27 protein-coding genes and 1 tRNA gene are annotated in these 26,999 nt (G+C 72.1%); 14 read left to right on the forward strand and 14 right to left on the reverse strand.

Annotated features, from left to right (window positions below):
* Positions 1–7: 7 nt before the first annotated feature.
* The 3 genes from ACFYZS_RS15155 to ACFYZS_RS15165 all read right to left on the reverse strand — a co-directional run bounded on the left by ACFYZS_RS15155 (position 8) and on the right by ACFYZS_RS15165 (position 2,362).
* Complete coding sequence (locus tag ACFYZS_RS15155; protein WP_030160452.1) at positions 8–211, reverse strand: zinc ribbon domain-containing protein; 204 nt, start codon at positions 209–211, stop codon at positions 8–10.
* A gap of 101 nt (positions 212–312) precedes the next feature.
* Positions 313–948 carry a DUF4383 domain-containing protein gene (locus ACFYZS_RS15160; RefSeq protein ID WP_389011573.1) on the reverse strand — a complete coding sequence of 212 codons (636 nt, stop codon included), beginning with the start codon at positions 946–948 and terminating at the stop codon, positions 313–315.
* A gap of 169 nt (positions 949–1,117) precedes the next feature.
* Positions 1,118–2,362: a hypothetical protein gene (locus tag ACFYZS_RS15165; protein WP_389011576.1), complete on the reverse strand. Its 1,245-nt coding sequence runs from the start codon at positions 2,360–2,362 to the stop codon at positions 1,118–1,120.
* Positions 2,363–2,467: 105 nt separating this feature from the next.
* Here ACFYZS_RS15165 and ACFYZS_RS15170 point away from each other — a divergent pair.
* From ACFYZS_RS15170 to ACFYZS_RS15185, 4 genes are all read left to right on the forward strand, one after another.
* A tRNA-Val gene (locus ACFYZS_RS15170) sits at positions 2,468–2,542 on the forward strand.
* A gap of 93 nt (positions 2,543–2,635) precedes the next feature.
* Positions 2,636–3,160, forward strand: a complete 525-nt coding sequence (locus tag ACFYZS_RS15175; RefSeq protein WP_389011579.1) for a hypothetical protein — start codon at positions 2,636–2,638, stop codon at positions 3,158–3,160.
* Between the two features lie 111 nt (positions 3,161–3,271).
* On the forward strand, positions 3,272–3,904 hold the full coding sequence (locus ACFYZS_RS15180; protein WP_389011581.1) for a hypothetical protein: 633 nt from the start codon (positions 3,272–3,274) through the stop codon (positions 3,902–3,904).
* 15 nt (positions 3,905–3,919) lie between these two features.
* Positions 3,920–4,162, forward strand: a complete 243-nt coding sequence (locus tag ACFYZS_RS15185; protein ID WP_389011583.1) for a DUF2277 domain-containing protein — start codon at positions 3,920–3,922, stop codon at positions 4,160–4,162.
* Between the two features lie 262 nt (positions 4,163–4,424).
* Here ACFYZS_RS15185 and ACFYZS_RS15190 read toward each other — a convergent pair whose 3' ends face one another.
* The 4 genes from ACFYZS_RS15190 to ACFYZS_RS15205 form a co-directional block, all read right to left on the reverse strand.
* Positions 4,425–4,934, reverse strand: coding sequence for a hypothetical protein (locus ACFYZS_RS15190; RefSeq protein ID WP_389011585.1), 510 nt, complete (start codon positions 4,932–4,934; stop codon positions 4,425–4,427).
* 190 nt (positions 4,935–5,124) lie between these two features.
* The gene (locus ACFYZS_RS15195; RefSeq protein ID WP_389011587.1) at positions 5,125–5,760 is read right to left on the reverse strand and encodes a DedA family protein; all 636 of its coding nucleotides are present in this window, start codon (positions 5,758–5,760) and stop codon (positions 5,125–5,127) included.
* Positions 5,761–5,977: 217 nt separating this feature from the next.
* Positions 5,978–7,663, reverse strand: a complete 1,686-nt coding sequence (locus ACFYZS_RS15200) for an alkaline phosphatase D family protein (protein ID WP_389011589.1) — start codon at positions 7,661–7,663, stop codon at positions 5,978–5,980.
* A 161-nt stretch (positions 7,664–7,824) separates the two neighbouring features.
* A complete protein-coding gene (locus tag ACFYZS_RS15205; protein ID WP_389011686.1) occupies positions 7,825–8,469 on the reverse strand; it encodes an HNH endonuclease family protein in 645 nt (214 codons plus the stop codon).
* 572 nt (positions 8,470–9,041) lie between these two features.
* Between ACFYZS_RS15205 and ACFYZS_RS15210 the strand changes: the two genes are divergently transcribed.
* A complete protein-coding gene (locus ACFYZS_RS15210) occupies positions 9,042–9,635 on the forward strand; it encodes a TMEM165/GDT1 family protein (RefSeq protein ID WP_389011591.1) in 594 nt (197 codons plus the stop codon).
* A gap of 228 nt (positions 9,636–9,863) precedes the next feature.
* Positions 9,864–10,385 carry a DinB family protein gene (locus ACFYZS_RS15215; RefSeq protein WP_389011689.1) on the forward strand — a complete coding sequence of 174 codons (522 nt, stop codon included), beginning with the start codon at positions 9,864–9,866 and terminating at the stop codon, positions 10,383–10,385.
* A gap of 43 nt (positions 10,386–10,428) precedes the next feature.
* Here ACFYZS_RS15215 and ACFYZS_RS15220 read toward each other — a convergent pair whose 3' ends face one another.
* The 3 genes from ACFYZS_RS15220 to ACFYZS_RS15230 form a co-directional block, all read right to left on the reverse strand.
* Positions 10,429–10,914 (reverse strand): hypothetical protein, encoded by a 486-nt coding sequence (locus ACFYZS_RS15220; protein WP_389011594.1) that lies wholly within the window; start codon positions 10,912–10,914, stop codon positions 10,429–10,431.
* Positions 10,915–12,250: 1,336 nt separating this feature from the next.
* Complete coding sequence (locus ACFYZS_RS15225) at positions 12,251–12,946, reverse strand: HAD-IA family hydrolase (RefSeq protein WP_389011597.1); 696 nt, start codon at positions 12,944–12,946, stop codon at positions 12,251–12,253.
* A gap of 182 nt (positions 12,947–13,128) precedes the next feature.
* A complete protein-coding gene (locus ACFYZS_RS15230; RefSeq protein WP_389011600.1) occupies positions 13,129–13,980 on the reverse strand; it encodes a peptidoglycan-binding protein in 852 nt (283 codons plus the stop codon).
* A gap of 223 nt (positions 13,981–14,203) precedes the next feature.
* Between ACFYZS_RS15230 and ACFYZS_RS15235 the strand changes: the two genes are divergently transcribed.
* The 5 genes from ACFYZS_RS15235 to ACFYZS_RS15255 all read left to right on the forward strand — a co-directional run bounded on the left by ACFYZS_RS15235 (position 14,204) and on the right by ACFYZS_RS15255 (position 19,741).
* On the forward strand, positions 14,204–16,270 hold the full coding sequence (locus ACFYZS_RS15235; RefSeq protein ID WP_389011603.1) for a DHA2 family efflux MFS transporter permease subunit: 2,067 nt from the start codon (positions 14,204–14,206) through the stop codon (positions 16,268–16,270).
* Between the two features lie 74 nt (positions 16,271–16,344).
* Positions 16,345–17,352 carry a helix-turn-helix domain-containing protein gene (locus tag ACFYZS_RS15240; protein WP_389011606.1) on the forward strand — a complete coding sequence of 336 codons (1,008 nt, stop codon included), beginning with the start codon at positions 16,345–16,347 and terminating at the stop codon, positions 17,350–17,352.
* 44 nt (positions 17,353–17,396) lie between these two features.
* Positions 17,397–17,798, forward strand: coding sequence for a hypothetical protein (locus ACFYZS_RS15245; protein ID WP_389011609.1), 402 nt, complete (start codon positions 17,397–17,399; stop codon positions 17,796–17,798).
* A gap of 52 nt (positions 17,799–17,850) precedes the next feature.
* Positions 17,851–18,273, forward strand: a complete 423-nt coding sequence (locus ACFYZS_RS15250) for a hypothetical protein (protein WP_389011612.1) — start codon at positions 17,851–17,853, stop codon at positions 18,271–18,273.
* 94 nt (positions 18,274–18,367) lie between these two features.
* On the forward strand, positions 18,368–19,741 hold the full coding sequence (locus tag ACFYZS_RS15255; protein WP_389011615.1) for a VanZ family protein: 1,374 nt from the start codon (positions 18,368–18,370) through the stop codon (positions 19,739–19,741).
* Positions 19,742–19,773: 32 nt separating this feature from the next.
* Here ACFYZS_RS15255 and ACFYZS_RS15260 read toward each other — a convergent pair whose 3' ends face one another.
* On the reverse strand, positions 19,774–20,301 hold the full coding sequence (locus ACFYZS_RS15260; RefSeq protein WP_389011618.1) for a GNAT family N-acetyltransferase: 528 nt from the start codon (positions 20,299–20,301) through the stop codon (positions 19,774–19,776).
* Between the two features lie 106 nt (positions 20,302–20,407).
* Between ACFYZS_RS15260 and ACFYZS_RS15265 the strand changes: the two genes are divergently transcribed.
* The gene (locus ACFYZS_RS15265; protein ID WP_389011621.1) at positions 20,408–20,803 is read left to right on the forward strand and encodes a nuclear transport factor 2 family protein; all 396 of its coding nucleotides are present in this window, start codon (positions 20,408–20,410) and stop codon (positions 20,801–20,803) included.
* 123 nt (positions 20,804–20,926) lie between these two features.
* On the opposite strand, the gene ACFYZS_RS15270 is transcribed toward ACFYZS_RS15265, so the two are convergent.
* A complete protein-coding gene (locus ACFYZS_RS15270; RefSeq protein WP_389011623.1) occupies positions 20,927–21,265 on the reverse strand; it encodes an antibiotic biosynthesis monooxygenase family protein in 339 nt (112 codons plus the stop codon).
* A 121-nt stretch (positions 21,266–21,386) separates the two neighbouring features.
* Here ACFYZS_RS15270 and ACFYZS_RS15275 point away from each other — a divergent pair, with 121 nt between their 5' ends.
* Positions 21,387–23,405 carry a bifunctional glycosyltransferase 87/phosphatase PAP2 family protein gene (locus ACFYZS_RS15275; protein ID WP_389011626.1) on the forward strand — a complete coding sequence of 673 codons (2,019 nt, stop codon included), beginning with the start codon at positions 21,387–21,389 and terminating at the stop codon, positions 23,403–23,405.
* A 160-nt stretch (positions 23,406–23,565) separates the two neighbouring features.
* On the opposite strand, the gene ACFYZS_RS15280 is transcribed toward ACFYZS_RS15275, so the two are convergent.
* Complete coding sequence (locus ACFYZS_RS15280) at positions 23,566–23,943, reverse strand: DUF6193 family natural product biosynthesis protein (protein ID WP_389011629.1); 378 nt, start codon at positions 23,941–23,943, stop codon at positions 23,566–23,568.
* 146 nt (positions 23,944–24,089) lie between these two features.
* Complete coding sequence (locus tag ACFYZS_RS15285) at positions 24,090–25,334, reverse strand: cytochrome P450 (RefSeq protein ID WP_229340071.1); 1,245 nt, start codon at positions 25,332–25,334, stop codon at positions 24,090–24,092.
* 241 nt (positions 25,335–25,575) lie between these two features.
* On the opposite strand from ACFYZS_RS15285, the gene ACFYZS_RS15290 reads away from it, so the two are divergent.
* The gene (locus tag ACFYZS_RS15290) at positions 25,576–26,745 is read left to right on the forward strand and encodes a steroid 3-ketoacyl-CoA thiolase (protein ID WP_389011632.1); all 1,170 of its coding nucleotides are present in this window, start codon (positions 25,576–25,578) and stop codon (positions 26,743–26,745) included.
* Positions 26,746–26,999: the final 254 nt, after the last annotated feature.

Raw genomic sequence — 26,999 nt, forward strand, 5'->3', positions numbered from 1 at the left:
ACGCCCCCTAGCAGCAGCCGCCACCACCGCAGCAGCCCCCGCCGGACGGGGCGGGGGCGCTGCTGGTACCGCCCACGGCGACGGCGGAGAGCAGCTTCACGGTGTCGGCGTGGCCGGCCGGGCAGTCGGCGGGAGCGGAGGACTCGGCCATGGGCCGGCTGACCTCGAAGGTGTCTTCGCAGGTCCGGCAGCGGAATTCGTAACGGGGCATGGCCCCAGGCTACAGAGCCGGGGCCTGCCGGCACGGCCGGATCGGTCCGGACCGGATCGTTCCGGACCGGAAGCCGTCCGGTCCGGTCCGGAAGCCGTGACTCACCGACTCAGCCCGGCGGCGCGGTCCTCGCGTGCGGCCTGCTCGGGGTTGCGGGCCCGCCAGTACGGATTGTCGTGCGGCAGGGCGCTGCCCACCCGCCCGTACATCCCGAACCACATCAGCATCACGCCGACGACGAAGCTGAACAGCACGTTCTGGATCTTGAAGGCCAGGAAGTTCATCCCGGTGTCGAGCAGGGCCAGATTCACGAACCCGCTGACGATGAAGGCGATCCCCAGCACGATGTTGAGGGTGGACGCGAAGTTCCCGCCGATCACCATCCCCACGAGGAGCAGCAGCCCGATGCAGATCGACAGGACGCTCAGCGCGCCGTTGGTGTTCAGGGCGAGCACCGTGGCGCCGCCGGTGTCGAAGAACCCGATCTGGTCGATCAGCCCCAGGATCCCGAACACGATGAGCAGCAGTCCCATCAGGCCCGCGCCCACCCGGTAGACCTGGCTGAGCTTGTGGTCGGTGGGCAGGTGCTCGTCGAGCCGGGTGTTGACCGGGCGCGCGACGCGCCGCACCAGGTACGGGACGTGCGGGGCGGGCAGCTCGATCGGTCCGTGGGACACGTACGGCGCGTAGTGCTCGTGGGGCTCGTGGCACCCGTACGCCGCGTGGGGCGCGTTCACGGGGGGTGGGCTCGTGCGCGGTGCGGTCGTGCGCGATGCAGTCGTGCGGGGTGCGCCGGGCGCACGAGAGGTGTGCGAAACGTGGGCAGCCATCACGCCCTCCTATTCCAGCCACCTTCCAGCATCCGCCCGCGCCCCCGCCGCGACAAGCGCGGACGGGCGCGCGGACTCAGCCGCTCCCGCGTCCGCCGCGGATGTCGGAGACGACCCGCCCCACGCCCTGCCGCACCTGCTCCATCTCCTGGAGGAAGTGCCAGTAGTCGGGGTGCCGCTCCTCCAGCGCGGCGAGCGCCCGCTCCATCCGCGCCACCGACTCGTCCAGCGGCCGCGCGTGCCGCGGATCGGGCACACTGCGGCCCTCCATCGCCAGCCGCTGCGCGTCCCGGATCGCGAACCGGGTCCGCTGCACCTCCGCCTGAGGGTCCCGCGCCACCGCCTCCAGCCGCGACAGCCGGTCCTGCGCTGCCGACACCGCCTCGTCGGTGGCGTCCAGCGCACCCCGGACCGACTCGACCAGCGCAGCCACGTCCGCCCAGCGCTGTTCCTCGCGCGCCCGAGCGGCCTCCCTCAGCTGCTCCTCGGCCTTCGCCACGTCGCGTACGGCCTGCTCCGGCACGTGCTGCAGGTCCTGCCAGCACGCGGCACTGAACCGTCGGCGCAGCTCACTGAGGACCGGATCCACCCGGTCCGCCCGGTTGCGCAGAGCCTGCGCCCGGGTCCGCAGGCTCACCAGCCGCCGGTCGATCTCCGCGGCCCGCTCCGGGAGCCGTGCCACCTCGGCCCGTATCGCCTCCGCGTCCCGCAGGATCCGGTCCGCGCGCTGAACGGTCTCCTGCACCCCGTGCTGCGCGGCGCCCTGGTTCAGCAGGGTCAGCTCGGGCCCGAGCGCGGCCAGGCGCGCCGCGAACTCGTCGGCCCGCATCCCCTGGGCCCGTACGCCGTCCAGGGCGGAGCTCGCCGCGAGCAGCGCGGCCCGGGCCCGCTCCCGCGCGGGCGCCACCCGCGCCAGCTGCGTCTCGGCCTTGTCCAGCAGGGGCTGCAGCCCCTGGGCGAAGCGGTCCAGCTCCCCCTTGACCCGTACGAGCTCGTCACGGGCGCGCGTCAGCTGCTCCCGCGCCCGCGAGGCGACGGCCCCTTCGAGATCGACGCGATCGAGGTCGTGCGCGTCGACGGCCTCGATGTAGACGTGGCTGACCTGGTCGATCCGCTGCCCGAGAGCGGCGAACCCCTCCCCGGCCTGCCGCGCCGCGGGCGACCCGTCGGCCGCCGCGATGGTCTCCATGGAGATCCGCAGATCCCGCTGCGCGGTGTCCAGCTCGTAGAACGCGGCCGCGGCGGCATCCTTCGCCGCCTGCGCATCCGCCCGCCGACTCTCGTCCCGCCCGCCGAACCACCGCCGGGATGCCGTCGTCACAATCCCTCTCCCGTACCGCCTCCGCCATGCTCCGGTCCATTCTCCCCCACGGATACGGGTTTGCGTGGGGGGTGCGCCCGCCATGTAGGCTGTCCACTCATCCACGGGTGTGTAGCTCAGGGGTAGAGCGCTGCTCTTACAAAGCAGATGTCGGCGGTTCGAAACCGTCCACGCCCACCAGCACGAAGACCCCTCGCCGATCATGGCGGGGGGTCTTTTGCGTCCACAAGTGACATCCACCGCCGGCCGGCCGGCGGGGTCGGGAGGGCGAGGATGACGGGGGATCTCCGGTTCGGCTGGGAACTGGGCGGTGCCGGGTGGGCCACGTGCCGTATTGCCGATGGCGCTTCGGAGTGGACGGACATCGTCAGCTACCTCACGGACGCCTTGGCCGACACGTTGCACGCGATGGTCGGGCTCTATGGGGACTCGACCGTCCAGCGGATCTCCTTCGACCTCGAACCGGCCGAAGCGAGGTGGCGACTGCGGCGCCAAGGGGCGAGCGTGGGCGTCGACATCTACCGGTTCCCGGACCTGACGACGAGCTGGGACGAGCCCGACGACGCGGGCGTCCTCTCCTGGAGCACCACACAGCCCCGCAGCGTGCTGAGCCACGCGGTGATGGAGGCCGCCGAGGAGGTGTTGCGGACGCACGGCGAGGCCGGGTACCGAAAGAAGTGGGGAGAGCACCCCTTCCCCGTCGCCGCCTTGCAGGAGCTTCGGCGGCTGCACCAGTGGAACGACACGTGCCGACACCAGCGATGCCGAGAAGCGAACCGGTCGGCGGCTGGTCGCTGACATTCATGGCTGAGGCGCGTTGCACGGAGGCCCCCGACCGGTTGCGGGCGGGGGCCTTTGGCGTGTTCGGAGGGTTGACCGGGTGTCGAGGGGGCGTGGGATCGTCGGGGGATGGGCGAGTGGGTGGTGGGGGGCGTCGGGCTGCTGGCCGCTGTCGTCGGCGGCGTGGCGTACGTCCGGCTGGACCGGGCGGCCAGGGAGGGGTTCGAGCGGCGGCGTGATGCCGAGCGGGCGCGGTTGTTGGCGCAGGTTGCCGAGCCCGGCGGTGGTGCGGGGGATCCCAAGTACGCCGATGTCGGGGGGCTGCCGGCGGGGCGGCGGGAGGGGCACGGGGACGCCGAGTTCACGTCCGTGCTGGTCGAGTACTACGCGTACGGGCTGACGCAGGCCCGCAGCAGCTTCGTCACCAGCCAGCGGTTCGCCGGGGCGGGGGCCGCCGTCCTGCTGCTCGGGGTGGCGCTCGCGGTCTGGAAGGCCGAGACCAGTGGCGAGCTGTACCTCGGGGTGGTGACCAGTTCGGTGGGACTCGTCATCACGCTCGTCGGGCAGCTCTTCCACCGGCGGGCCGACATCGCCCTGCGGCACATGGCCGACCAGACCGCCTCCCTGCGGGAGGACCGGCGGGCCGCCGCCGCGCTGCAGCAGGCCGTCGAACTGCTGGAAGAGGTCACGGATCCGGTGCTGCGGGCACGGCTGCAGGCAGGTTTGATCATGAAACTTTCCGGGGCCGAGCTGCCCCGGTAGCGGGATAGTGGGTGTATGTGCCGTTCCATTAAGACCCTGCGCCCGCCCGCCATCCCCGAGAAGGCCACCGAGGAGGAGATCCGCGCCGCCGCGCTGCAGTACGTACGGAAGGTGTCCGGGTTCCGGGCGCCCGCAGCGCACAACCAGGAGGTCTTCGAGGCCGCCGTCGAGGCGATCGCCGAAGCGACGCGCGACCTGCTGGACGGCCTGCAGGTCAGGGGCGGCGGCGCGGCCGTCACCGCCGCCGTCACCGCCTAGGGGGCGTCTCGCCGATCATGCTGGGCTCGCGGCGGTGGGCACCGCGCCTCGCCGCGTTGTCCTCGGTCGCCGACGTCCCCCAGCTACCGCTGGGAGGTGCCCCCACCGCGTCGCCTCCCTCGTCCGCCTTGCGATCCACGGCGCCCGCCGCCGCTCCCTGATCCGGCCTGATCGACAAGACACCCCCTAGGCCCTGTCTTGACGTGCTGCTCCTGCCGCAGTGGCTCGTACTCGTACGAGCCGGGTGCGTCGCCCGTGCCGGTCAGCCCAGGCGGGAGCGGCGACGGAGGATCCAGACCCCGGTGCCCAGTGCGCCCGCGGCCAGTGCGCCGCCCAGGGCGATCCGGCCGGGGCTCATCGCGCCGATGCTGCCGCCCAGCCCGCCGCGGGCCGCGCCGGAGGCGACCTGGAGGGAGACGGTGACGCGCTGACCGCCCGAGCCGCCGCATTCGAAGGTGACGGTGTACGCCCCGGAGTTGGCGTTGCTGAAGACGGTGGCGCTGCCGATGAGGTTGGTGGCCTCGAGGTTGCCGGGGGTCAGGCGTACGTCGCCGAAGGCGCTGGACGAGGCCGTACCGGTCTTGGTCCCGCAGCCGGTGACGTTCAGGCTGACCCGGCCGCCGGGGGCGACGGCGGTGGGGGAGACGTTCGCGGAGGGGGAGGCCGCGTGGGCGAAGGCGGCGGGGGTGGCCGCGGCGAGGACGAGGGCCGCGGCCGCGGCCCTCGTCAGGAGGCGGAGGTTCGGCGGCTGGGCGAGCGGCGTGGCGGGCATGGAGAGAACTCCTCGGGCTCCTCGAAACGGCGCGGCCAGGGCACGGATGTGACGCGGATTCGGTTGCGCGCCGTGCTGTGGACGCTAGGAGCCCGGGCCCGGGGCGGCGATCGGGGCCGGGTGAACGGGTGAGGCACTGCTCCACCCGGGGGATCCGGGCGGACTCCGAGGAGCCGTCCCGGGGCGGTCGCTACGCCGCCCGGGCCGCTGCCGGGGCGGGGCGGCGGATGACGAAGGCCGCGAGGGCGCCCGCGGCGAAGAGGGCGATCACGGAGACCGCCGTACCGAGCCAGGTGGCGCCGAGCCACTGGGTGCCGAAGTACCCCAGGGCCACGCTGTACCCGGCCCAGGCCATGCCCGCCAGCACCGACCAGGGCAGGAACTCCATGACCTTGCGGTGGGTCTTGCCCGCGCCGAGGGAGACCACCGAGCGGCCGGCCGGGGCGAAGCGGGCGATCACCACCAGGGCGCCGCCGCCGCGGGCCAGCGCCGTACCCAGGCGTTCCTGGGCGCGGGTCAGCCGACGGGACCGGGCGATCGCGCGGTCCAGGCGGGCCCCGCCGCGCCGGGCCAGCCGGAACGCGGCCATGTCACCCAGCACCGACGAGGTCGTGGCGATCACCAGCAGCGCGAGGATGTCCGGCACCTGCGCCGGCACGGCCACCGGCACCGGCCCGGCCGCACCGGCGGCGGCCGCGGCGGCCGCGGCCGTGATCACCAGAACCCCGCTCGGCAGCACCGGCAGGAAGACGTCGAGCACGACGGACACCGCCACCACGACGTAGATCCATGGGCTCGCTGTCAGCGACCCCAGAGTCTCAAACAAGGCGGGACTCCCCAGTCCGGTTGACGTGCTTCGGCGTGAAGCGCCGCGACGTCGCGGGGGAGCGGCAGGGGCGGCTTGACAGCCATACAGCGTACGCCTGGCGTTGGTGCGCCGTATGCCCGGGGGCTGCCCGGGCGCACAGTCTGTCAGCTCGGGCCACCGGCTCCTCCCTTCATGCCGTTCTGCCTCGCCGTGCGGGGAACCGGCCCCGCTCCGCTCAGTCCGCCGACGTCAGATCCCGGTCCAGCACCGTCACCAGCCGGGCGGGCCCCCGGCCCGTCTTCCCGGCCCGCCCCTTGCGGCCCTTGTGCGCCTGCTCCAGCCGGAGCCGGGCCGAACGGCCCGCCAGGGCCAGGGTCATCAGCTGGTTCCCGAACCACGGCCCGCCCGTACGCCGCCAGCTCAGCGGCGGCCGGCCCGTTCGCCCGTGCCGCGAGAACCCGCGGCCCAGCCACCGCCCCGTCCCCGACCAGCCCAGCCGGAAGCCCCACTTCACCACCGTGTGGATCGAGTTGTGCACCGGCGAGCACGTCAACTGGAAGATCCGCGCCGTACTGGGTATTCGAGGCTCGGCCACATACGCATGGTGGACGTCTCCGGACAGCACGCACACCGTCGCCGGCGCCCGCGGCCCCGTCCCCACCTCTTCGATCAGATCGCTCAGCGCCGCGAACGAAGCAGGGAACGCAGCCCAGTGCTCCAGATCGCTGCGCCGCCGCAGATCCTCCCCGATCCGCGCCCACCGAGGCCCCCGCTCACCGCGGCACAGCGCGGCATTCCACGCCTCCGCGTCATGGATCAGCGGCGGCATCAGCCACGGCAGGGAGGACCCGATGAGGAGGTGGTCGTAACCGCCGTGCCCGGCGAGGGCATTGTCGCGCAGCCACTGCTGCTCCGCGGGGTCGAGCATCGCCCGCCCGCCCTCGGCGAGCACCCGCGCCGCCCGGGTGTCCACCATCAGCAGCCGCGACCGGCCGAAGTCCCGCCGGTAGCTCCAGCGCACCGAGCCGGGATCGGCATCGGCCGCGGCGGCGAACGCGCGCAGTGCATCCGTACCGTCCGGGGTCGCGCGCACTGCCTCGTACAGCGGGTCGGCCGCCAGCTCGGCCGGCGAGAGATTGCCCAGGTGCTGGTACACCCAGTACGACATCAGCCCGCTGAGCACCCGCTCCTGCCACCACGGCGTCGCGCGCATCTCCGCCAGCCACGCCGCGCTCGTGTTCCAGTCGTCGATGACGTCGTGGTCGTCGAATATCTGCAGGCTGGGGACGGTGGACAGCAGCCAGCGGATCTCCGGGTCGAGCCAGGACTCGTAGTACAGCCGCGTGTACTCCTCATAGTCCGCGACCTGCGCGCCGGGAGCCTCCCGCAGATCCCGCCGGGCCGCGAGCCACTGTCTCGTCTCCTGCGACAGCTGGTCCGCATACACCTGGTCGCCCAGCAGCAGGAGCACATCCGGCCGCACCTCGTCCGGATCGCCGGCCAGCCGCGCCGCGAGCGTGTCGAGGGCGTCCGGACCGTGCGGCCCGTGCCTGCCGGCGGGCGGCGCGGCCTGCCGGCACGACCCGAACGTCAGCCGCAGCCCCGGGGCGGGCCGCCCGGCCGCGGCCACCGCGGGGGTGGTGATCGTGCTCGGCGGGAAGGCCGTGTCGGGCAGGGGCCAGACGCGCACGCCGTCGAGCAGCACCTCGTACGCCGTGGTGCTCCCCGGGGCCAGGCCGGTCACCGGCACCAGCGCGTAGTGGTGCCCGGCGATCTGGAAGGTGCGCACGCTGCCGCCGGCCCCGCCCGTGCACCGCACTTCGGCCGTGCACGGGCGGTCGGCCTCGACCCATATCGTGGCCGAACCGCCCGTGTCCCAGTCGACGTAGCGAAGCAGTGGCCCCAGACGCAATCCGGCCATGCAACTCCCCCTCCTCCGTAGCCCCTTCGATCACGGTACGACGGGGAAGGGGGGCCTGGCCTCCCCCTGGCGGGGGAGAGGCCGGGTGAACGGCCGGGGCGGCGGGACGGGGCGAGGGGTGGGTGGAGGGACAGGGGCGAGGGCGGGGTGGCGGGCGGGTGTCAGCAGCCGTTGAGGATGCCCACCAGGGCCGACTTCTCGCCGGAGTCCATGCTCAGACCCCAGTACTGCTTCACTTCGACCCACATCCGGGCGTACGTGCAGCGGTACGCGGTCCGCGACGGCAGCCACTTGCCCGGGTCGAGGTCGCCCTTGGCCTGGTTGACGTTGTCCGTGACCGCGATGAGCTGCGGGCGGGTGAGGTCGTTGGCGAACTGCTGGCGCTTGGACGTGGTCCACGAACTGGCCCCGGAGCGCCAGGCCTCGGCGAGCGGGACGACGTGGTCGATGTCGAGGTCGGCGGCGTTGGTCCAGGTGGCGCCGTCGTACTCGGAGTACCAGCTGCCGCTCACGGCGGCGCAGGAGGAGTCGGTGACGACGCCGACGCCGTCGCGCTTCAGGACGGTCTCGCGGGTGTTGCAGCTGCCGGAGACGGTGCTCCAGTGCGGGAAGAGGGTGCGGCTGTAGCCGCTGAGGGACCCCTCCGTCTTCGGGGTGACGGTGGCGAGGTACGAGCGGGCGGCCGCGGCGCTGATGGGGGCGGGCGGGGAGGCCTGGGCGACGGGCGCGTTCACGAGGGAGGTGAGGGCGGCGAGCGTGGCTACTGACGCGAGCACGCCAACTCGACGCGCGTAGACACCGGATATGAGGCTCTTGAGGGCCATGAGGGGGGCTCCCTGGATGCGGGGGTTTGTGGCCGGTCAGCCCCGGAGGGGCGCGGCCATGGTGGCGGCGCCAGATTGCGTGGCGGCGGGCGCAAGGTTACAGGTTTGCGACATGGGCACGTCACGTCTGGGGCGGACAACTGGCATGGATTAAACGGAAGTTGGGACTCCGCGCGGGAGGGTGCGCCCGGTGGAGGGCGGGGCCCGGTCGGGTGGGGGTCCTGATGGGCAGGTCCGGCTGCCTTCACGGGACCAACGGCCTATTTCGGGCCGCGGCGGCCGTCACGTATTCTGTGGAGTGCAGAAGGGGAGTAGCTCTTCGCCGGACCGTCGACATACTGCTGGGTCACCCCAGCCGGCGCCCGGAGGCAGGCCGCGCACAGCGGTCGGCCAGCGAGACCTTCGGCCGCAGTGTCCTGTTCTTGTTCATCTGCACCCGTCCACGGCGGGTGCGTGGACGCAGTCAGGGCGCCGCCGAGCCGAAGCGACCCCTGAAACACCCCAGGTCTCTCGGTACCGATGGCGTCCTGCCCGACCGATTGAGGTTCCGCCCCGTGTTCAGCAGTACCTTCAGCATCACCGTCACGGCGATCGCCTTCGGGGTCGTCTTCCTCGCGGAGCTCCCCGACAAGACGGCCCTCGCCGGACTGATGCTCGGCACCCGCTACCGCGCCTCGTACGTCTTCGCCGGCGTCGCCGCCGCCTTCGCGGTGCACGTCGCGCTCGCCATCGCCGCGGGCAGCGTGCTCACCCTGCTCCCGCACCGGCTCGTCCAGGCCGTCGTCGGGGTCCTCTTCCTCGCGGGCGCGGCCATGCTGCTCCTGAAGAAGAGCGACGGGGACGAGGAGGTCAAGGCACCTGCCGACCAGTCCTTCTGGAAGGTCTCCGGGGCGGGATTCATGCTGATCCTCGTGGCCGAGTTCGGCGACCTGACCCAGATCATGACCGCGAACCTCGCCGCGCGGTACGACAGCCCCGTCTCGGTCGGCCTCGGCGCCGTCCTGGCCCTGTGGGCGGTCGCGGGCATCGGGATCCTGGGCGGGAAGACGCTCATGAAGTACGTGCCGCTGCGCCTGATCACGAAGGTCGCGGCGGGCGTGATGGCGGCGCTGGCCGCGTTCTCGCTGTACGAGGCGATCGCCGGCTGAGTCGCCGGCTGAGTCGCCGGCTGAGTCGCCGGCTGAGTCGCCGGTTGAGTCGCCGGTTGAGTCGCCGGCTGAGTCGCCGGTTGAGTCGCCGGTTGAGGACAGTCAGGCGGGGAGGCCGGGATATCCCCTTGCGGGAGGCGTACGTACGGGAGCACGCTCGCGGGCGTGATCGACAACGGTGATTCCGCGGGCGCGCCCGGAGCCGAGCGACGCTTCGGCTGGTCCAACATGTTCGTCCACCCCGACGAGGACACCCGCACCGACGGTGGGTTCCGGGGCGAACGCGCCGTCCTCGTCGGCTACCTGCGCGACCAGCGGCTGACGCTGGAGCTCAAGTGCGCGGGCCTCGGCGCGGAGGCGATGGCACGGCGCGCGGTGGAGCCGTCGAACCTGTCCCTGCTGGGCCTCGTGCGGCACTTGGCGGGGGTGGAGCAGTACTGGTTCCGCCACGTGATGGCGGGCGAGGACGTACGACGGCACTACCGCACCCCGGAGGATCCGACGGCGGACTTCACGGGGGCGGTGGCCGACCCGGCGGCGGTCGCGGACGCGTGGGCCACCTGGCGGGCGGAGGTCGTCTTCGCGGAGCGGCTGGTGGACGGGGCCCCCGGCCTGGACGTCACGGGAGACTGCGGCGGAGAGCCGATGGAGCTCCGCGAGGTCCTGGTCCACATGATCGAGGAGTACGCCCGCCACAACGGCCACGCCGACTTCCTGCGGGAGCGGATCGACGGGAGGGTGGGCCAGTAGCCGCCTCGGGGGAGTGCTTCAGGGGGCGCTTGAGGGGAGCGCTTCAGGGGGAGGTCGGCTGTTCCTCGCAGTCGGGGGTGTCGCGGATCGCCAAGAGGGAGAGGTATGGCGTGCCGCCCGGCGGCTCGGGAGTGACGACCAGGCTCCACGCGCCCTTGGTCAAGGCCACCGCCACCGGGGTGGTCCGGCGCTGGGTGACACGCCAGCCGCGGCCGGCCAGCCGGTCCACGATCACGGTCAGCTGCGCGCCGCTCGTCGAGCCGAGGTGATTCCGGGCCGCCACGCAGCCGACCGCGTTCACGCCGTCGCCGGCGGGACCCACGCCTGTGGCCGTGGTCGCGGCTTCGAAGTCCTGGAGCACTTCCTCCTGAACCGGGTCCGGACCTGTGTACTCCGCCGCACCCGAGGCCGGCTCGGCCTTCCAGCCGCCGCGGGAGGACCCTTCGCCGTCCGGGGCGAGCAGACCCCCGGCCACCAGCACGCCGAGCCCGGCGGCCACGACCGCGAGGCCCTTGACCTTGTTGTTCATGTGCGCCCCACCCTTGCCGGACCGCCGGCAGAGGTTCGTCCCGGCAGCGCTCGCAGGAGTCTCACACGCACCGCCGCACGGGATGCTCCCGGCCCCGGCCCATGCCTGCCAAGCCCCGGTTCGTTCTTTCACGGGAGGGCGATCCGGAAGCGACGGCGGAACGTGGTTGGGGGGTGGGGTGGGGCGGGTCGGGGTCGGGGGAGTGGGGCGGGGGCTTCGGGGGGAGGGGCGGGGTCTGTCGACTCGGGGTCGGTGGTGTGTCCGGGGGCGTCCCGTCAGTCCACTGTCCTTCCGTGTCGGGTCGGTCCGTCAAGGGCGCTCCCTGCGGTCGCGTCGCTTCGCGATGGCCTTCGGCCACCCTTGACCGACCGCCCCGCCCCGGAATGCCATAAGACTGCCGGGAAGCCCCCGAAGGAATGGCCGGGAGGAACATGTTCAAGGACGGGCCCTCAGCGATACGCGGCCAAGCTTCCCCGACCGGACACCTCCCTCCCGGAACCACCGTCCCCGGCCATGACCAGGGGGGCGCCAGATCGCTACGCGCTCCACTCGGCTTAGCGTCCGACGACCGCCTGTGGCTGGACATAAGCCGCCCACGGCCTGCACCAACCCTTCCGGTCTGGCGCCTGCGGCCTGTTTGTCCCTTTTGGTGGCCGATCAGGACCCGCTAGGGGCCTTGCCTGACTGAGAGGTTGAAAAGTCCGGCATCAGGCTCCCTCTCGACCGTCCTTGGCCCCAAGGCCGCCCGTTCGTCACCCCAAGGCCCGTTCCGCCCCCTCCAACCCCCGTTCCGCCCCCTCCAACACCCATCCCTCCCACTCCAACACCCGTTCCTCGCCTCCAACTCCCTTGCGTCGCCTCTCACTCACCTTTGTCGCCTCCGACTTCCGTTTCTCGGCGCCAGGCAGGCCGCAGACGCCGAAATGGTGGGCCATGGACGATGTCTGGGCGGCTTATGTCCGGCCACAGGCGGTCGCCGGTCGCTGAGACGTGAGGAGCGCGTAGCGATCTGGGGCGTCCCCCGGCCTGGCCGGGGATGGTGGCTCTGGTGAGGCGGATGTGGCTGAACCGGGTGGTGGGGTTCGCATCCCTGACGCACCTCTTGGCCTGACCGTCCCCCTGACCGTCCTTCGGGGGCTTCCCGACAGTCTTATGGCATTCCGGGGCGGGCCGGGCAGTCAAGGGTGGCCGAAGGCCATCGCGAAGCGACGCGACCGCAGGGAGCGCCCTTGACGGACCGGACCGACACGGAAGGACAGTGGACTGTCGGGAAACCCCCGGACTCCCTCTGACGCCGCCCGGCCGGAGCTCAGGCCCCGGTGATCCCGCCTCGTGTTCAGGCGCCGGTCGTCAGCGTGAGCTCGATCGACCCGCCCGGGGTCGCGGTGACGCGGATCGACGTCAGGTCGGGGACGTGGGCCGTCGGGGCGTGGGCCGCGGCTCGGGGGCCTATGCCGATCACGCGCATGCCCGCGGCCAGGCCCGCGGCGATCCCTGCGGCGGAGTCCTCGAAGACGATGCAGTCGGCGGGGTCCACGCCCAGTTCCGCGGCGCCCATGAGGAAGCCCTCGGGGTCGGGCTTGCTGGCCTTGACGGACTCGGCCGTGATCCGTACCTCGGGCATGCGCAGGGCGGCGGCGGTCATCCGGGCCGTGGCCAGGGCCGCGTCGGCGGAGGTGACGAGGGCGTGCGGCAGTCCGTCGATCGCGGCCATGAACCGCGCAGCTCCGCCGATCGGGACCACGCCGTCGGTGTCGGCGGTCTCACGGGCGAGCATCACGCTGTTCTCGGCGTAATTGAGCTCCATCGGGCGCTCCGGCAGCAGGATCGCCATCGTGGCGTAGCCCTGCCGGCCGTGGACGACCTTCAGGGCTTCCTCCGGATCCAGGCCGTGCGACACGGCCCACTCCCGCCAGCAGCGCTCGACCACCGCGTCCGAGTTGACGAGGGTGCCGTCCATGTCCAGGAGCAGGGCCTTGGTGGTGAGGACGGCGGGGGCGGTGGTCGTGGTGCTGGTGGTGCTGGCCGACATCGGCGGTGCTCCAGACGGGGCGGGAAAGAGAACAAGCGGTTCCGCCCACCGGTCAGGGGTTGCGGGCGGAACCACTTTGTTCCTACACGATACAAAACCGAGGGTGGTTTGCGCCACTCCGCGTCACCGGAGCCGTTCCGGGAGCGATCAGACCCCAGTCCCCGTCAGTCCCCCGTCCTCGGTCAGCCCGTGCCCTCCAGGGCCTGTCGGGTCTGCGGGCCGTAGACGCCCCAGTCGTCGTCGATGCCGTTCTGCCACTGGAAGTCCGAGACGGCGTTCTCCGTACGGCTGTCGAACTTGCCGTTGATCTTGCCGCGGTAGTAGCCCCGCCCCGCCAGGAGGCGCTGCATCTTCTCCACCTCCGGGCCCGAGTCCCCGTACCTCAGCGTCGGGGCCTTCGGGGCCGGGGGAGGTGAGCTCTGCGTGCGGCTCGGGCTCGTCGACGTGGTCGGGGACGGGGGTGCCGAGCTGCGGGAGGTGGTGGGCGAGGCGGAGGGGGAGGCCGACTTGGAGGCGCTCGGCGACGCCGAAGTCGAGGCCGAGGCGGAGCGGGACGGGCTGTGCGTGGCCGCCGGCTGCGTGGGGCCGGCCGGAGCCACGCTCGCCGCGGGCGCCGACGGCTTGGCGTCCAGCAGGACGGTGTCGCTGTCGCCGGAGCGCGGAAGCATCCCCAGCGCCAGGGCCGCGGTGCCCACGGCGACCACCGTGCCCGCGCCGGCCAGGACCGTCGGGAGCCGCCGCCGGCGGGTGGCGCCGGACCGCTTTCCGGAGCCCCCGCTCCCGGCCTTCCCCCGGCCCCCGTCCCCTATTCCGGCGCCCTCCGCCGGGATCGCCCGGAGCCGGGCCGTCTCGGCCGGCCAGCTCGCCTGCGGCGGGGAGTCCGGCCAGGCCACGGTCATGCCGTACGCCGGGGTGTCGTCGCCCCGCGGCGCCTCGCCGGGGTGGGCGTACCCGCCCGCGGCGCCGGCCACCACGCCCCGTACCGGCTGCGCGGGCGGCGGGTCCTCGTACTGACGCGGCTCGGGGAGCGTCACGTACGGACGGACACGCAGTGGCTCGAAACCGGCCCCCGGCGCGCACCCGCAGTCGACGCCCACGGCGTCGCATTCTGGACAGCGCTCAGCGCTCACTGGAATCCCTCCCTGGCCATTGCCTGCGATTATGCAGACCCTCCGGGGCCCGCCCAACCCGCCCGAGAGGCCATATCCGGCCACACCGCTCAGGATGGACATGTTGATCCGGCCCGAGGAGGAGCGGATGGCTCAGGATGTGACCACGGACCCCGCGCAACCCGTTCCCGACCCGCACCGGTCCGGCCCCGCCGCCGAACACGCCTCCCGCGAGGTCCTCGTCTCCATCGGCGCCCTGCTGCTCGGCCTGCTGATCGCCGCGCTCGACCAGACCATCGTCTCCACGGCCCTGCCGACGATCGTCAGCGAGCTGGGCGGGATGGAGCACCTGTCCTGGGTCGTCACCGCATACATGCTGGCCGCCACCGCCGCCACGCCGCTGTGGGGCAAGCTCGGCGACCAGTACGGGCGCAAGAAGCTGTTCCAGGGCGCCATCGTGCTCTTCCTCATCGGATCGGCGCTGTGCGGGCTCGCCCAGGACATGCCGCAGCTCATCGGGTTCCGCGCCCTGCAGGGCCTGGGCGGCGGCGGGCTGATCGTGCTGTCGATGGCGATCGTCGGCGACATCGTCCCGCCGCGCGAGCGCGGCAAGTACCAAGGCCTCTTCGGTGCGGTCTTCGGTGCGACCAGTGTCCTCGGGCCGCTGCTCGGCGGTCTGTTCGTCGACAACCTCTCCTGGCGCTGGGTCTTCTACATCAACCTCCCCATCGGTCTCGTCGCGCTCGTCGTCATCGCCGCGGTCCTGCACATCCCCGTGCGGCGGCTGAAGCACACCATCGACTACCTCGGCACGTTCCTCATCGCCTGCGTCGCCACCTGCCTCGTGCTCGTCGCCTCCCTCGGCGGCACCTGGGGCTGGGGCTCGGAGCGGATCATCGGCCTGGCCGTGCTCGGGGCCGTACTGCTCGCCGTCTTCCTGTTCGTGGAGCGGCGGGCCGTCGAACCCGTCCTGCCGCTGGGGCTGTTCAGGATCCGCACCTTCACCCTCTGCTCGGTGATCAGCTTCGTCATCGGGTTCGCGATGTTCGGCGCGATGGTCTACCTGCCGACCTTCCTCCAAGTGGTGCAGGGCGTCTCGCCCACGATGTCCGGCGTCCACATGCTGCCGATGGTGCTCGGCATGCTGATCTCCTCCACCGCCTCCGGCCAGATCGTCAGCCGCACGGGACGGTGGAAGGTCTTCCCGATCGCGGGCACGGGGGTGACCGCGATCGGGCTGCTCCTGCTGCACCAGCTGGAGCGCACCAGCGGCACCTGGGAGATGAGCGTCTACTTCTTCGTCTTCGGCACCGGACTGGGTCTGGTCATGCAGGTGCTGGTGCTGGTCGTGCAGAACGCCGTCAGCTACGCCGACCTCGGCGTCGCCACCTCCGGCGCCACGTTCTTCCGTTCCATCGGTGCCTCCTTCGGCGTCGCGATCTTCGGCACGATCTTCACCAACCGGCTCGACGGCAAGCTCGCCACCGCCTTCGCCGGGCTTCCGGTGCCGCCCGGTACGGCCGCGCTGGTGGAGGCCGATCCGCGGGCCATCGGACGGCTGCCCGCCGCGCTGCGGCCGCGGGTGCTCGACGCGTACGCCTCCTCCATCACCGACGTCTTCCTCTACGCCGTGCCCATCGTCCTCGTCGCCTTCGTCGTCGCCTGGTTCCTCAAGGAGGACGTGCTCCGCGCCTCGGTCACCGCGCCCGACGTCACCGAGACCCTCGCCTCCAACCCCGTCCACCGCTCCTCCCGCGAGGAGGTCGCCCGCGCGCTGACCGTCCTCGGCACCCGCGAGGGCCGCCGCCACGTCTACGAGAAGATCACCGAGAAGGCCGGCCTCGACCTGCTGCCGGCGGCCAGCTGGCTGCTGCTGCGGATCAAGAAGTACGGCTCCGCCGAGCCCGCGGTGCTCGCGGAACGGACCACCGTTCCGCTGAAGGTGATCACGGATGCCGCGCGCCAGCTCGAAGAGCGCGGACTGGCCGTACGGGACGGGCTGCCGCTGGTGATGACCGGGCCCGGCCGGGAGGCCGCCGGGAAGCTCGCCGAGGCCCGCGAGGAGTCGCTCGCCGAACTGCTCGGCGACTGGTGGGGCCCGGACCGGCCGACCGACCTGGTCGAGCTGGTCAAGGAGATCAACACGGAGCTCTGCGGATCGGACGCCGAGGAGCCCTTCGATGCGGCTGCCCGCCGCGACCACGCCGCGCACTGACGAAATACGGCTGCCTCTGCCACGTATCTCTGCATCCTTGGCTGTGCAGGAACGGTTCGAGCTGGGGGGCGCAGATGTGGTCAGTGGTGTCGTCGGGCGAGGTGCCCGCGGGGGAGCGGTTCGACTGGTACGCGGACATCATCTCGCGTGAGGTGATGCCCGCCGCGCTCAGCAGCGAGCGGCCCGCCGATTTCCAGGGCGAGGCCGCCGTACTGGACCTGGGAGAACTCCGTGTGGCCAGGTTCGACCTGTCGCCGGTGCGCTCGCGGCGCACGGCCGCGATGATCCGGCGCGGCGACCCGGAGCAGTACCAGCTGGCGTTGGTGCGCAAGGGCGCCACATCGATGTCCCAGCACCGCAACGAGTGCACCGTCGGACCCGGGGACCTCATGCTCTGGGACACCTCGCGGCCCTCCGACAACGCGATGCTCGACGGGGGCGGGCAGGTGCGGGCGACGATTCTGATGCTTCCCCGGGCGGTCGTGCCGCTGCGCACCCAGCGTCTGGACGGGTTGCTCGCCCGCCGCATGCGGGGTGACCGCGGGGTGGCGGCGCTGCTGGCCTCGTTCATGACGGCCCTCGAGGACCACGGCGCCGAGTGCGAGCCGGAGGACTTACGGCGTATGGGCGCGGTCGCCCTCGACCTGGCGGCGGCCTGTCTGGCCCAGCACCTGGACTCCGAGGACCACCTGCCCTCCGAAATCCGGGAACAGGCCCTCTTCCAGCGGATCCGTGCGTTCATCGAGCACAACCTGGGCGATCCGGAGCTGAGCCCTTCGGTCATCGCGGCCCACCACCACATCTCGGTGCGCAGTCTCCACCAGCTCTTCCAGGGCCGGCAGGAGAGCGTCCAGGCCCGGATCCGGCGGCGCCGGCTGGAGCAGTGCCGCGCCGATCTCGCATGCCCCGATCTCGCCGCCCGCCCGGTGCAGGCCATCGCCGCCCGGTGGGGCTTCAGCGGTCCGGTGGTCTTCAGCCGCTCCTTCCGCGAGGCGTACGGGGTCAGCCCCACCGAGTTCCGCGCGCTGAGCGTCAAGCAGTCCCGCACTGACCGTTCAGTGTGCCGATCGACTCCTGCCTAGATTCGAATCCGTTCGATCAGTGACCTTTTACGTGAGGAACTGCATTGAGGATTCGTCCCGTCCTGGCCGTCGCGAGCGTGTTCCTGGCGGCGACCGTCGCCGGCGCACCCGCCGCGATGGCCTCGGGCAACGCCGGCAAGTACTGGTCCGTCACCGAGCTCACCTTCGGGAAGTTCAACACCATGATCGGGCCCCAGAACGACGGCACGGGCTACTGGTGGATGGAGGAGTCGTACGGCAAGGCCGGCGGAGGCACCATCACGGCCCAGTACGGCTTCAACTACCACGGCTACAGCTACAACAAGGGCTGGTTCACGCAGAGTGCGGGCGACAGCTCGTTCGAGTCGTTCAACAACCTCGGCTTCAACGACTGCGCGGACGTGGTCGGCTGGCTCAAGGTCCAGAACCAGGGCACCTTCTACAACGCCCCCGTGACCATCTGCTAGATCGCGCAGAGCGCGCACCCCGTTCCGCACCGAATCAAGGAGACACAAGCACATGCGCAAGCGCACCTCTGTCATGGCCATGGCGGGTTCTCTGGTGGCACTGGGCCTCGTCCTCGTCCTCGCCCCCGCCGCGTCCGCCGGGAACGTGGACTACGGCATCTCGATGACCAAGCTCAGCAACGGCAAGCTGTGGACGTCGATCCGCCCCGACAACGTCCACGAGGGCTCGTGGTGGACGATGTCCGAGACCTACGAGAAGACGGGCGGCGGGAACATCACCGCCAAGCTGGGCTTCAACTACCACGGCTACAGCTACGACAAGGGCTGGTTCAGCCAGTCGGCGGGGACCGACCACAGCGAGGGCTTCGACTGGCTGGGCTTCGACGACTGCAACGACATCGTCGGCTGGATGGCCGTTCAGGGCCAGGGGACCTTCTACAACGCCCCCGTCAGCATCTGCGACGGCTCCCGGTGATCGCCGGTCGCTGACCGGCATTCCGCGGCCGGCTCCACCCCCGGGTGGAGCCGGCCCGCTCCACCCCGCCCCTCCTCCCGAGGATTGCCCTTCCGTGATCGAAGCAGCCCTTAGCGGCCACCTGTCACTCCTGCTCCTGTTCGCCGCCCTGGCACTGCTCGCGGGGGGTCCCGCGTGGTGGCTCGGGCGCAGGTACGCCGTGTCCCCCTCGGTGTCCGTCGCCGCCACGACGGCCGGCGCGCTGGTCCTGGCCGCGACCCTCTACCGGCTGCACCCCCAGGCGCCCGCCTCCCGCGTGTGCACGGTGCAGCGCGATGTACTGGGCAGCCTCATCGCGCAGCAAGGCCTCCTCAACATCGCCCTGTTCATTCCCCTCGCCTTCTTCACGACGCTGCTCACGCGGCGCCCGCTGCCCGTGTTCGCCGCCTGCGCGGTGCTGTCCGGAGCCGTCGAGGTGGCCCAGGCGTTGACCCCCGGCATGGGCCGCGCCTGCGATACGGGCGACCTCGCGGCCAACGCGCTCGGCGCGCTCGCGGGCTGCGCCGCCGGGTACGCGTGGTGCCGGTTCGTCCCCCGGCACGCGGCGGCCGGGGCGCCGCCCCTTCGCCGGCGTGCCGACATCCGGCTGACCTCGTTCATCGGCGCGGCCGGGGCCGGCCTGCTCGCGGCCGTCGCGCTGCCCACACTCCTGATCACCGTGTCCGACGTGAGTGACGGGCACCGGGCGGATCCCGCGCAGACGAAGGCGGCCACGGCCGCCGCCCAGGAGTTCTTCGGAGACTCCGTGACGACCGACAACGTTCAGTACACGCCCGGTTCCCACGGGCAACCCGGCAGGCTGGAGATCGCGACCCGGTCGGGAAGCCTGGTCGTCGACTGGCCGTCCCGCGAGGTGCGGTCGGGCAGACTCGCGGCAGTGGAGCCCGACCGGCCCGGTGCCCCGCCGATCGCCGACGACGCGGTCCGCGAGACGGCCTCCGCATTCGCCAAGACCCACTTCCCCTGGGCCCCGCCCTCGGACACGACCCGGGTGACGGCGGCCGGCGGGCCGGACAGCCAGGCCAAGCTGGTGTCGTGGCGCTCGCGCGTCGACGGCGTCCTCATGCCCATGCGGCTCGACGTGATCGTGGGAGGCGACCGGAAGATCCTGGCGTTCTCGGCGAGCAACATCGCGGCACCGCAGCTGCCGAAAGCCGTCCTCACCAAGGAAGAGGCCCAGGAGAAGGCCCGCGCCGCCCATCCCGACGCCGAGGTGACCAGCAGCGAGCTGATCGCCAAGCAGGACGCCCGGGGAACCTGGCACCCGTGCTGGATCACCTCGCTCAAGAGCGCCTCCCCGGCCGGTGGGCCGTCGGCTCCGGCACCCGGGGCGACGGACCGGCCGAAGGCGGGCATGCGGGTCGTCACCCTCGACGCCGTGACCGGCCTGCCCTTCCGGGGCGCGGACCTCGCACCCGCCTCCGGCTGACACGGTCCGGAGCCGGACATTCGGCGGCGGCGTCAGACCAGGGGCTTCTCGAACCAGTGCTCCGCATACGGCCCCGCGTTGTACGCCGGTATCTCCCGGTAGCCCTCGCGCGCATACAGCGCCCGGGCCTCGACCAGGTCCGAGCGGGTGTCGAGGCGCACCCGCTCGGCGCCCAGCGCGCGGGCCGCCGCCTCCAGGGCCGCGAGCAGCGTCGCCCCGCCGCCGGTGCCGCGGGCGCGCGGGTCCACATACACCCTCGTGAGCTCGGCGGTGACGGGGTCGAGCAGCCGTATGCCACCGCAGGCCCGGGGCGTTCCCTCCAGCCGGCCGACCACGAATTGGCCCGTCGGCGGGGCGAGGCCGTCGGCCGGATCGTCCCGCAGGCCCTCGTCGATCTCGGCCTCCGTGGCGGGCCGCTTCCAGTACCGGCCGGCGACCTCCGCGTAGTACGCGCGGCGCAGCGCGGTGGCGTCCGGTGTGGCGAAGTGCTCAGCGGCGACGGTCCAGTTGCCGACGGAGGCGGTGGTGGTGGATCCGGTGCTCGTGCTCTTGATGTCCATGGCGCCATTGTGAAGTCCGCGCACATCCCGCCGCGTGGAATATCCACAGGTACGGGCCGATGATAGGAAAAGACGCATATCCCCCAGACGGAGGGCGTGAGACGCCATGTCCGAGCACCCTGACGCTGCCCTGATCCGCCGCGGCTACGAGGCCTTCGGCAAGGGCGACATGGAGATGATGGGCACGCTGATGACGGCCGACGTCGTCCACCACGTCCCGGGCAGCAATCCCCTCTCCGGGCACCACAAGGGCCGGGAGGCCGTCCTCGACCTCTACCGGAGGATCGGCGAGGAGACGAAGGGCACCTTCCAGGTCGATCTGCACGCGGTGCTGGTCGACGGGCGGGGCCACGTGATGGCCTTCCACACGGCCCGCGGCGACCGCGGGGACCACGGCATCGAGATCCAGGGAGGCCTCTTCTTCACGATCGTCGGCGGGAAGATCACCGACATCGACGAGTGCACGCAGGACATCGACGAGGAGGACCGCTTCTGGGGCTGACCTCCCCGCCCGCCCCACCCCGCCCCGGCCGCAGTACCGGGCCCCCGCCCCGACGCAGGACGAGCCCCGGTCGCAGGGCCGAGGCCCCGCCCCGGCCGCAGGACCGAGGCCCCGCCCCCGGCCTCAGCCCTGAGGCTTCGGCGCCGCCTGCTGCACGACCTCGAACGACCACACCGTCGACCCCGAGGCCGCCGGCTTCGGGCGCTCGCCCCCGCCCGGACCCGCGCCGCCACCCTGGTGCGCCGCCTTCATGGGCCCCTCCATCCACGCCTGGAAGTCCTCCTCCGACCGCCACCGCGTGTACACCAGGTACTGGTCCGTGCCTTCAACGGGACGAAGCAGCTCAAACCACTCGAACCCGTCCGAACCCTCCACGGAGCCCGCCCGCGAGGCGAACCGCTGCTCCAGGACTTCCCGCTGCTCGGCGGGCACGGTCAGTGCGTTGATCTTCACGATGCTCATGCCCGCCATCCTAGGGATCCTCTGCGGGATATCGTCGTCCCCAGGTAATCAAGTGGTGCATGAAACGCGGCAGCCAGGCGAAGTCAAGGTTGCGGTCAACAGGGCGGGAGGCCGGCGAGGCGTGGCTAACGCGGCAGAGCACAGTGGTGCGAACGGACATGCCGGGGTCATAGGCGGTAGCGGCAGGCTGGGAGCGGCACGGCTCCTCCTGTGGGCACTGGCCGGTGTCCTCGCCGTCAGACAGGCCGCAGCCGTGCTGCGCGTGCCACCGGGCGAGTGGCTCAGCGAGTTCAGGCTCCCCAGCGGCTTTCCGGGGTCGCTGTACGACGGCGGCCAGTTCACCGGGACCCCCTTCGCCGGGCTGGTCCTGAAGCCGTTCCTCGGTCTCGCGGCGCCCTCCCTGGAGGTGGCCTGGACCTGCGTGACGCTGCTCTTCGTGGCCGCCGTCGGGCTGGTCGCCGCGCGCGGCCTGCCCGACCCCGTGCCGAGGCGCACCGCGCTGCTCGCCGCGCCCGTGCTGGTCGCCCTGATGATGGTGTCGCTGCCGGTCCGCGCGGCCGCCTCGCCGGGCCAGACCGCCGTCCTGCCCGTGCTGCTGGTGCTGCTGGCCGTCTTCCGGGTGCCCGGCGAGCGCCCGGCCGGCTTCCTCGTCGGCCTCGCCGCCGCGCTCCAGCCCGCCCTGCTGCTCTTCGCGCCGCTGCTGTGGCTCACCGGCCGCCGGCCCACCGCCAAGGCCGCCGCCGTGACCTTCGCCGCGGCCACCGCCGTGTCCTGGGCGGCCCTGCCGCGCGATTCGTGGACGTACTGGGTCCACCACCTGGCCGGCACCGGCCTCGGCGGCTCCCCCGACAGCCTCGCCAACCAGTCCGTCCACGGTGCGCTGCTGCGGCTCGGCCTGAGCGGCCCCGGCGAGATCCTGCTGTACGTGGCCCTCGCGGCCGGGATCGGCTGGATCGGCCTGCGCCGCGCCGCCCGCTACGCCCGCGACGGCCAGCTGCTGCTGGCCGTCGCCGTCACCGGCTGCGTGGCCGTCGCCGTGGCGCCGACCGGCTGGCGCCACCAGCTGCTGTGGGTGCTGCTCGCGGTGGCCGGCAAGGTCGGCAAGCGCGCCGCGGACCGGCCCGTGTGGCCGGTGGCCGTGGTGCTCGCCATGACCCTGCCCGCCGACGTGCTGCTGCCCAACCTGGCCGCGCTGGCCCCCGTGCGGGACAACGTGCTGCTGCTCGCCGCGCTGGCGGCGGCCTGCGCGGTGCCGTTCCTGCCGCGCTCCTCGCCGTACTGGCGCGAGCCCGTCCCGACGGCGTACGGCCGGCCGGCGGCCGCCCGGTGGTCGCGGGTGCCGCTGATGCCGTTCTGGCGGCGCGTGCTGTCGCGCCCCAACCTGTTGCTGGAGCTGCTGCTGATACGGGTGGGGTACTCCCTGTACTCGCACATCCGGGCCGCCGCGCCCACCAGCCGCAGCCTCGCCGAGGGGAACGGAAGCCAGATCCACGCCGTCGAGCGGGCGCTGGGCATCGACATCGAGCGCGCCGTCAACCACGCCGTGGTGAACACGCCCTGGCTGGAGAAGTTCTTCAACTTCTACTACACGTCGTTCCACTTCGTGGTGCCGCTGACGATCCTCGCGGTCCTGTACTGGCGCAGGCCGGGCGACTACCGCTGGGCCCGCGCCTCCCTGGGCCTGGCCACCGTCCTCGCGCTCGTCGGCTTCTGGCTGTACCCGCTGGCGCCGCCGCGGCTGATGCCCGGGCTCGGCTTCATCGACACCGTGCACGGACCGCAGGACCTGGCCCATCCCCAGTACGGGGCCATGACCGCGATCTCCAACCAGTACGCGGCGATGCCCTCGCTGCACTTCGGCTGGTCGCTGTGGTGCGGGATCGTGATCATCACGCTCGCGCCCAAGGGCTGGCAGAAGCTCCTCGGGGCACTGCACCCGCTGATCACGGTGTGCGCGATCGTCGCCACCGCCAACCACTGGGTGCTCGACGCGGTCGGCGGTGCGGCCGTCGTGACCGCCGGGTTCGGGCTGGTCTACGTGCTGTCGGGGCCGCGCGGTGCCGTCCTGCCGGCCGGGCTGAGCGTGCCGCGGCCGCGCGAGCCGGAGCGGGTGGGCGCGGCGGCGCGTACGCGGGCGTAGGGCACGCGGGGGAGGCGGGGAACGGGCGCGACGAAGGGGTGCCGGGAGGGTCTCGTACCCGTCCCGGCACCCCTTCGGTGGATCGCCGCGTCCTGTCAGGATCCGCCGGGTGCGGCCGGCGCGCCACTCGGGCGCGATCAGGCCGCGTTCCCCGTACGGATCAGGCGTCCGGGCCCGGGGCCCCGGCCAGGCCGGCCACGACGAGGGCGACCGCCGCCTCCGCGGTGTCGGCCTCGCCGATCACGCGCTTCTGGGTCGGGCTCAGGACGCGGAACCGGCCGTCGCGCAGCGGCTCGACCGCCGGAGCCGTCACCTCGAAGGGGTGGCTGGTGCGGGCGCTGAACCACAGGGTGAACTGGGTGGTGAACGGGTAGAGCCGGCGCAGGGACGGTTCTGCGGAAGCGGCGTCGATGAGCGCGAGCACGCCCCGGCTCAGGACCGGGGAACCGTCCCGCTCGTGCATCAGCCGCCATGTCGTCGGCAGGCGCTGCCAGCGCGCTTCCACGCAGTCGGCAGGCCCGCTTGCCTGAAGATTCATCCGCGCAGTCTGACGGCAGGCCGCCCCCGGGACAATGCCCCGGACGTGAACGGGCCCCGACGGAAACGGAACGGTGCGTACCGCGGACGGCAGGGGCCGGGGCGTGGGAGGAGCGGCCCCTGCCGTCGTGGACCACGGGCCGGCCGTCAACCGCGGCTGACCCGGAGCTCCTTGATGCCGTTCAGCCAGGCGGCCCGCAGCCGCCGCGGCTGCGGTCCGGCCAGCCGCAGGTCGGGCAGCGAGTCGGCCAGCGCGTTGAAGATCAGGTCGATCTCCATGATGGCCAGGGACTTGCCGAGGCAGAAGTGCGGTCCGCCGCCGCCGAAGCCCAGGTGCGGGTTGGGGTCGCGGGTGATGTCGAAGCGGTCCGGGTCGGTGAACACCTCGGGGTCGTGGTTGGCGGAGGAGTAGAACAGCCCCACCCGGTCACCCGCCTTGATCTTCTGCCCGCCCAGCTCGGTGTCCTTCGTGGCGGTGCGCTGGAAGGACACCACCGGGGTGGCCCAGCGGACGATCTCCTCGGCGGCCGTCGCCGGCCGGGTCGCCTTGTACAGCTCCCACTGCTCGGGGTGGGTCAGGAAGGCGTGCATGCCGTGGCTGATGGCGTTGCGGGTGGTCTCGTTGCCCGCGACCGCGAGCAGCAGCACGAAGAAGCCGAACTCGTCGGAGCCCAGGTTGCCCTGGCCCTCGGCCGCCACCAGCTGCGTGACGATGTCCTTGGCCGGGCACTCCTTGCGGGCGGCGGAGAGGTTCATGGCGTAGCCGATGAGCTCGACCGCCGCGTTCGAGCCGACCTCCTCGGTGATCGCGTACTCGGGGTCGTCGTACGCGATCATCTTGTTCGACCAGTCGAAGATGCGCAGCCGGTCCTCCTGCGGTACCCCGATCAGTTCGGCGATGGCCTGGAGCGGGAGCTCGCAGGCGACCTGCGTGACGAAGTCGAAGCTGCCGTCGGCCGATGCGGCCAGCGCCTCCGCGACGATCTTCCGGGCCCGGTCGCGCAGCGCGTCCTCCAGGCCGCGGATGGCCCGCGGGGTGAAGCCGCGCTGGACGATCTGGCGTACGCGGGTGTGCTCCGGCGGATCCATGTTCAGCATGATCAGGCGCTGGGCATCTATCTGCTCACGCTGGATGTGCTCGTTGAAGCGGATGATCGCCGTATTGGTGGTCGAGGAGAACAACTCGGGGTGCGTGGAGACGTACTTGACGTCCGCGTGCCGCGTCACGACCCAGTAGCCGTCGTCGTCGAAGCCGGTGACGCCACGCCGCTGGGGGCACCACCACACGGGCGCCGTCTGCCTCAGCTGGGCGAACTCGGGGAAGGGGACGCGGTCCTGGAGCAGGTCGGGATCGGTGGCGTCGAAGCCTTCGGGCAGCGCGGGACACGACATCGGGCGACTCCAAGGTCTGACGGCCCATCAGAAGTTGGCTTGAAGGTAGTAACGAGTTCTAGAAGTGACAAGGGTCCTCGCGCCAACTGTTGCGTGTGGAATCCGTGTAAGGCACGTGCAAGACCCTTGCGTGCCGGGGTTACAGGTCATAAGACTGCGGGGAGAACTAGAACGCGTACTAGTTCGGGCGGGGTGCCGGGACGGCCCGCCGCGCCGGCACAGTGCAGGAGAGGACGAGCTCATGGCCGCGGAACCCGTCATCGTCGAAGCCGTACGCACCCCCATCGGCAAGCGCGGGGGAGCGCTCGCCAACCTCCATCCCGCCTACCTGCTCGGCGAGACGTACCGCGAACTCCTCGCCCGAACCGGAATCCAGCCCGACTGCGTCGAGCAGATCGTCGGCGGCACCGTCACGCACGCCGGCGAACAGTCCATGAACCCGGCGCGCAACGCCTGGCTCGCCATGGGCCTGCCGTACGAGACCGCCGCGACCACCGTGGACTGCCAGTGCGGCAGCTCCCAGCAGGCCAACCACATGGTCGCCAACATGATCTCCGGCGGGGTCATGGACATCGGCATCGCCTGCGGGGTCGAGGCGATGAGCCGGGTGCCGCTGGGCTCGGGCTCCAAGCACGGCCCGGGCAAGCCCTTCCCGGACGAGTGGAACGTCGACCTCCCCAACCAGTTCGAGGCCGCCGAGCGGATCGCCCGCCACCGGGGCCTGACCCGCGAGGACGTCGACCGGCTCGGGCTGCTCTCCCAGGAGCGGGCCGCCGCCGCGTGGGCCGAGGAGCGGTTCAAGCGGGAGACCTTCGCCGTCCAGGTCCCGACGACGGAGGAGGAGCAGGGCGCCGGCCAGGGCATGTGGCGCCTGGTCGACCGCGACGAGGGCCTGCGCGACACCAGCATGGAGGCGCTGTCCCGGCTCAAGCCGGTCATGCCGACCGCCGTGCACACCGCCGGGAACTCCTCGCAGATATCGGACGGGGCCGCCGCCGTGATGTGGGCCTCGCGCAAGATGGCCCGCGCGCTCAAGCTGCGGCCGCGCGCCCGGATCGTCGCCCAGACGCTGGTGGGCGCCGACCCGCACTACCACCTGGACGGGCCGATCGACGCGACGCGGGCGGTGCTCGGCAAGGCCGGGATGTCCCTCAAGGACATCGACCTCGTGGAGATCAACGAGGCCTTCGCCTCGGTCGTGCTGAGCTGGGCCCAGGTCTTCGGGCAGGACCTGGAGAAGGTCAACGTCAACGGCGGCGGCATCGCGCTCGGCCACCCCGTCGGCGCGACCGGCGCCCGGCTGATCACCACCGCGCTGCACGAGCTGGAGCGCCGCGACAAGGAATTCGCGCTGATCACCATGTGCGCGGGCGGCGCCCTGGCGACCGGGACGATCATCCAGCGGCTGTAGGCGGCGCGGGCGGCTCAGGCGGCCGCCCGGCGGCCGAAAGACGCCCGTCGGCCGCAGGCAGCGGGCGACACGGACCCTGTGGGATGGGAAAAAGAAGGCCCCGGTGGCCGGACCTGGGGAGGTCCGGCCACCGGGGCCTTCGCACTTCTTGCCGCTCGCGCCGTCAGGCGGTCACTGGTGGCTTAGTACCAGTGGTGGGTCTGCCAGAAGTTCCAGGCGCCGACGGGGCTGCCGTAGCGGGAGTTCATGTAGTC

It is taken from the genome of Streptomyces sp. NPDC001903 (genome assembly GCF_042891345.1).
GTDB lineage: Bacteria > Actinomycetota > Actinomycetes > Streptomycetales > Streptomycetaceae > Streptomyces.

What these genes read in the sequence shown, in the direction of transcription:
- ACFYZS_RS15225 (WP_389011597.1), bottom strand. Translation starts at nt 12,946, where the DNA reads ATGTCGGCCAGCACCACCAGCACCACGACCACCGCCCCCGCCGTCCTC.
- ACFYZS_RS15175 (WP_389011579.1), top strand. Translation starts at nt 2,636, where the DNA reads ATGACGGGGGATCTCCGGTTCGGCTGGGAACTGGGCGGTGCCGGGTGG.
- ACFYZS_RS15155 (WP_030160452.1), bottom strand. Translation starts at nt 211, where the DNA reads ATGCCCCGTTACGAATTCCGCTGCCGGACCTGCGAAGACACCTTCGAG.
- ACFYZS_RS15220 (WP_389011594.1), bottom strand. Translation starts at nt 10,914, where the DNA reads ATGAACAACAAGGTCAAGGGCCTCGCGGTCGTGGCCGCCGGGCTCGGC.
- ACFYZS_RS15185 (WP_389011583.1), top strand. Translation starts at nt 3,920, where the DNA reads ATGTGCCGTTCCATTAAGACCCTGCGCCCGCCCGCCATCCCCGAGAAG.
- ACFYZS_RS15265 (WP_389011621.1), top strand. Translation starts at nt 20,408, where the DNA reads ATGTCCGAGCACCCTGACGCTGCCCTGATCCGCCGCGGCTACGAGGCC.
- ACFYZS_RS15290 (WP_389011632.1), top strand. Translation starts at nt 25,576, where the DNA reads ATGGCCGCGGAACCCGTCATCGTCGAAGCCGTACGCACCCCCATCGGC.
- ACFYZS_RS15190 (WP_389011585.1), bottom strand. Translation starts at nt 4,934, where the DNA reads ATGCCCGCCACGCCGCTCGCCCAGCCGCCGAACCTCCGCCTCCTGACG.
- ACFYZS_RS15200 (WP_389011589.1), bottom strand. Translation starts at nt 7,663, where the DNA reads ATGGCCGGATTGCGTCTGGGGCCACTGCTTCGCTACGTCGACTGGGAC.
- ACFYZS_RS15215 (WP_389011689.1), top strand. Translation starts at nt 9,864, where the DNA reads ATGTTCGTCCACCCCGACGAGGACACCCGCACCGACGGTGGGTTCCGG.
- ACFYZS_RS15260 (WP_389011618.1), bottom strand. Translation starts at nt 20,301, where the DNA reads ATGGACATCAAGAGCACGAGCACCGGATCCACCACCACCGCCTCCGTC.
- ACFYZS_RS15280 (WP_389011629.1), bottom strand. Translation starts at nt 23,943, where the DNA reads ATGAATCTTCAGGCAAGCGGGCCTGCCGACTGCGTGGAAGCGCGCTGG.
- ACFYZS_RS15250 (WP_389011612.1), top strand. Translation starts at nt 17,851, where the DNA reads ATGCGCAAGCGCACCTCTGTCATGGCCATGGCGGGTTCTCTGGTGGCA.
- ACFYZS_RS15270 (WP_389011623.1), bottom strand. Translation starts at nt 21,265, where the DNA reads ATGAGCATCGTGAAGATCAACGCACTGACCGTGCCCGCCGAGCAGCGG.
- ACFYZS_RS15235 (WP_389011603.1), top strand. Translation starts at nt 14,204, where the DNA reads ATGGCTCAGGATGTGACCACGGACCCCGCGCAACCCGTTCCCGACCCG.
- ACFYZS_RS15285 (WP_229340071.1), bottom strand. Translation starts at nt 25,334, where the DNA reads ATGTCGTGTCCCGCGCTGCCCGAAGGCTTCGACGCCACCGATCCCGAC.
- ACFYZS_RS15180 (WP_389011581.1), top strand. Translation starts at nt 3,272, where the DNA reads ATGGGCGAGTGGGTGGTGGGGGGCGTCGGGCTGCTGGCCGCTGTCGTC.
- ACFYZS_RS15240 (WP_389011606.1), top strand. Translation starts at nt 16,345, where the DNA reads ATGTGGTCAGTGGTGTCGTCGGGCGAGGTGCCCGCGGGGGAGCGGTTC.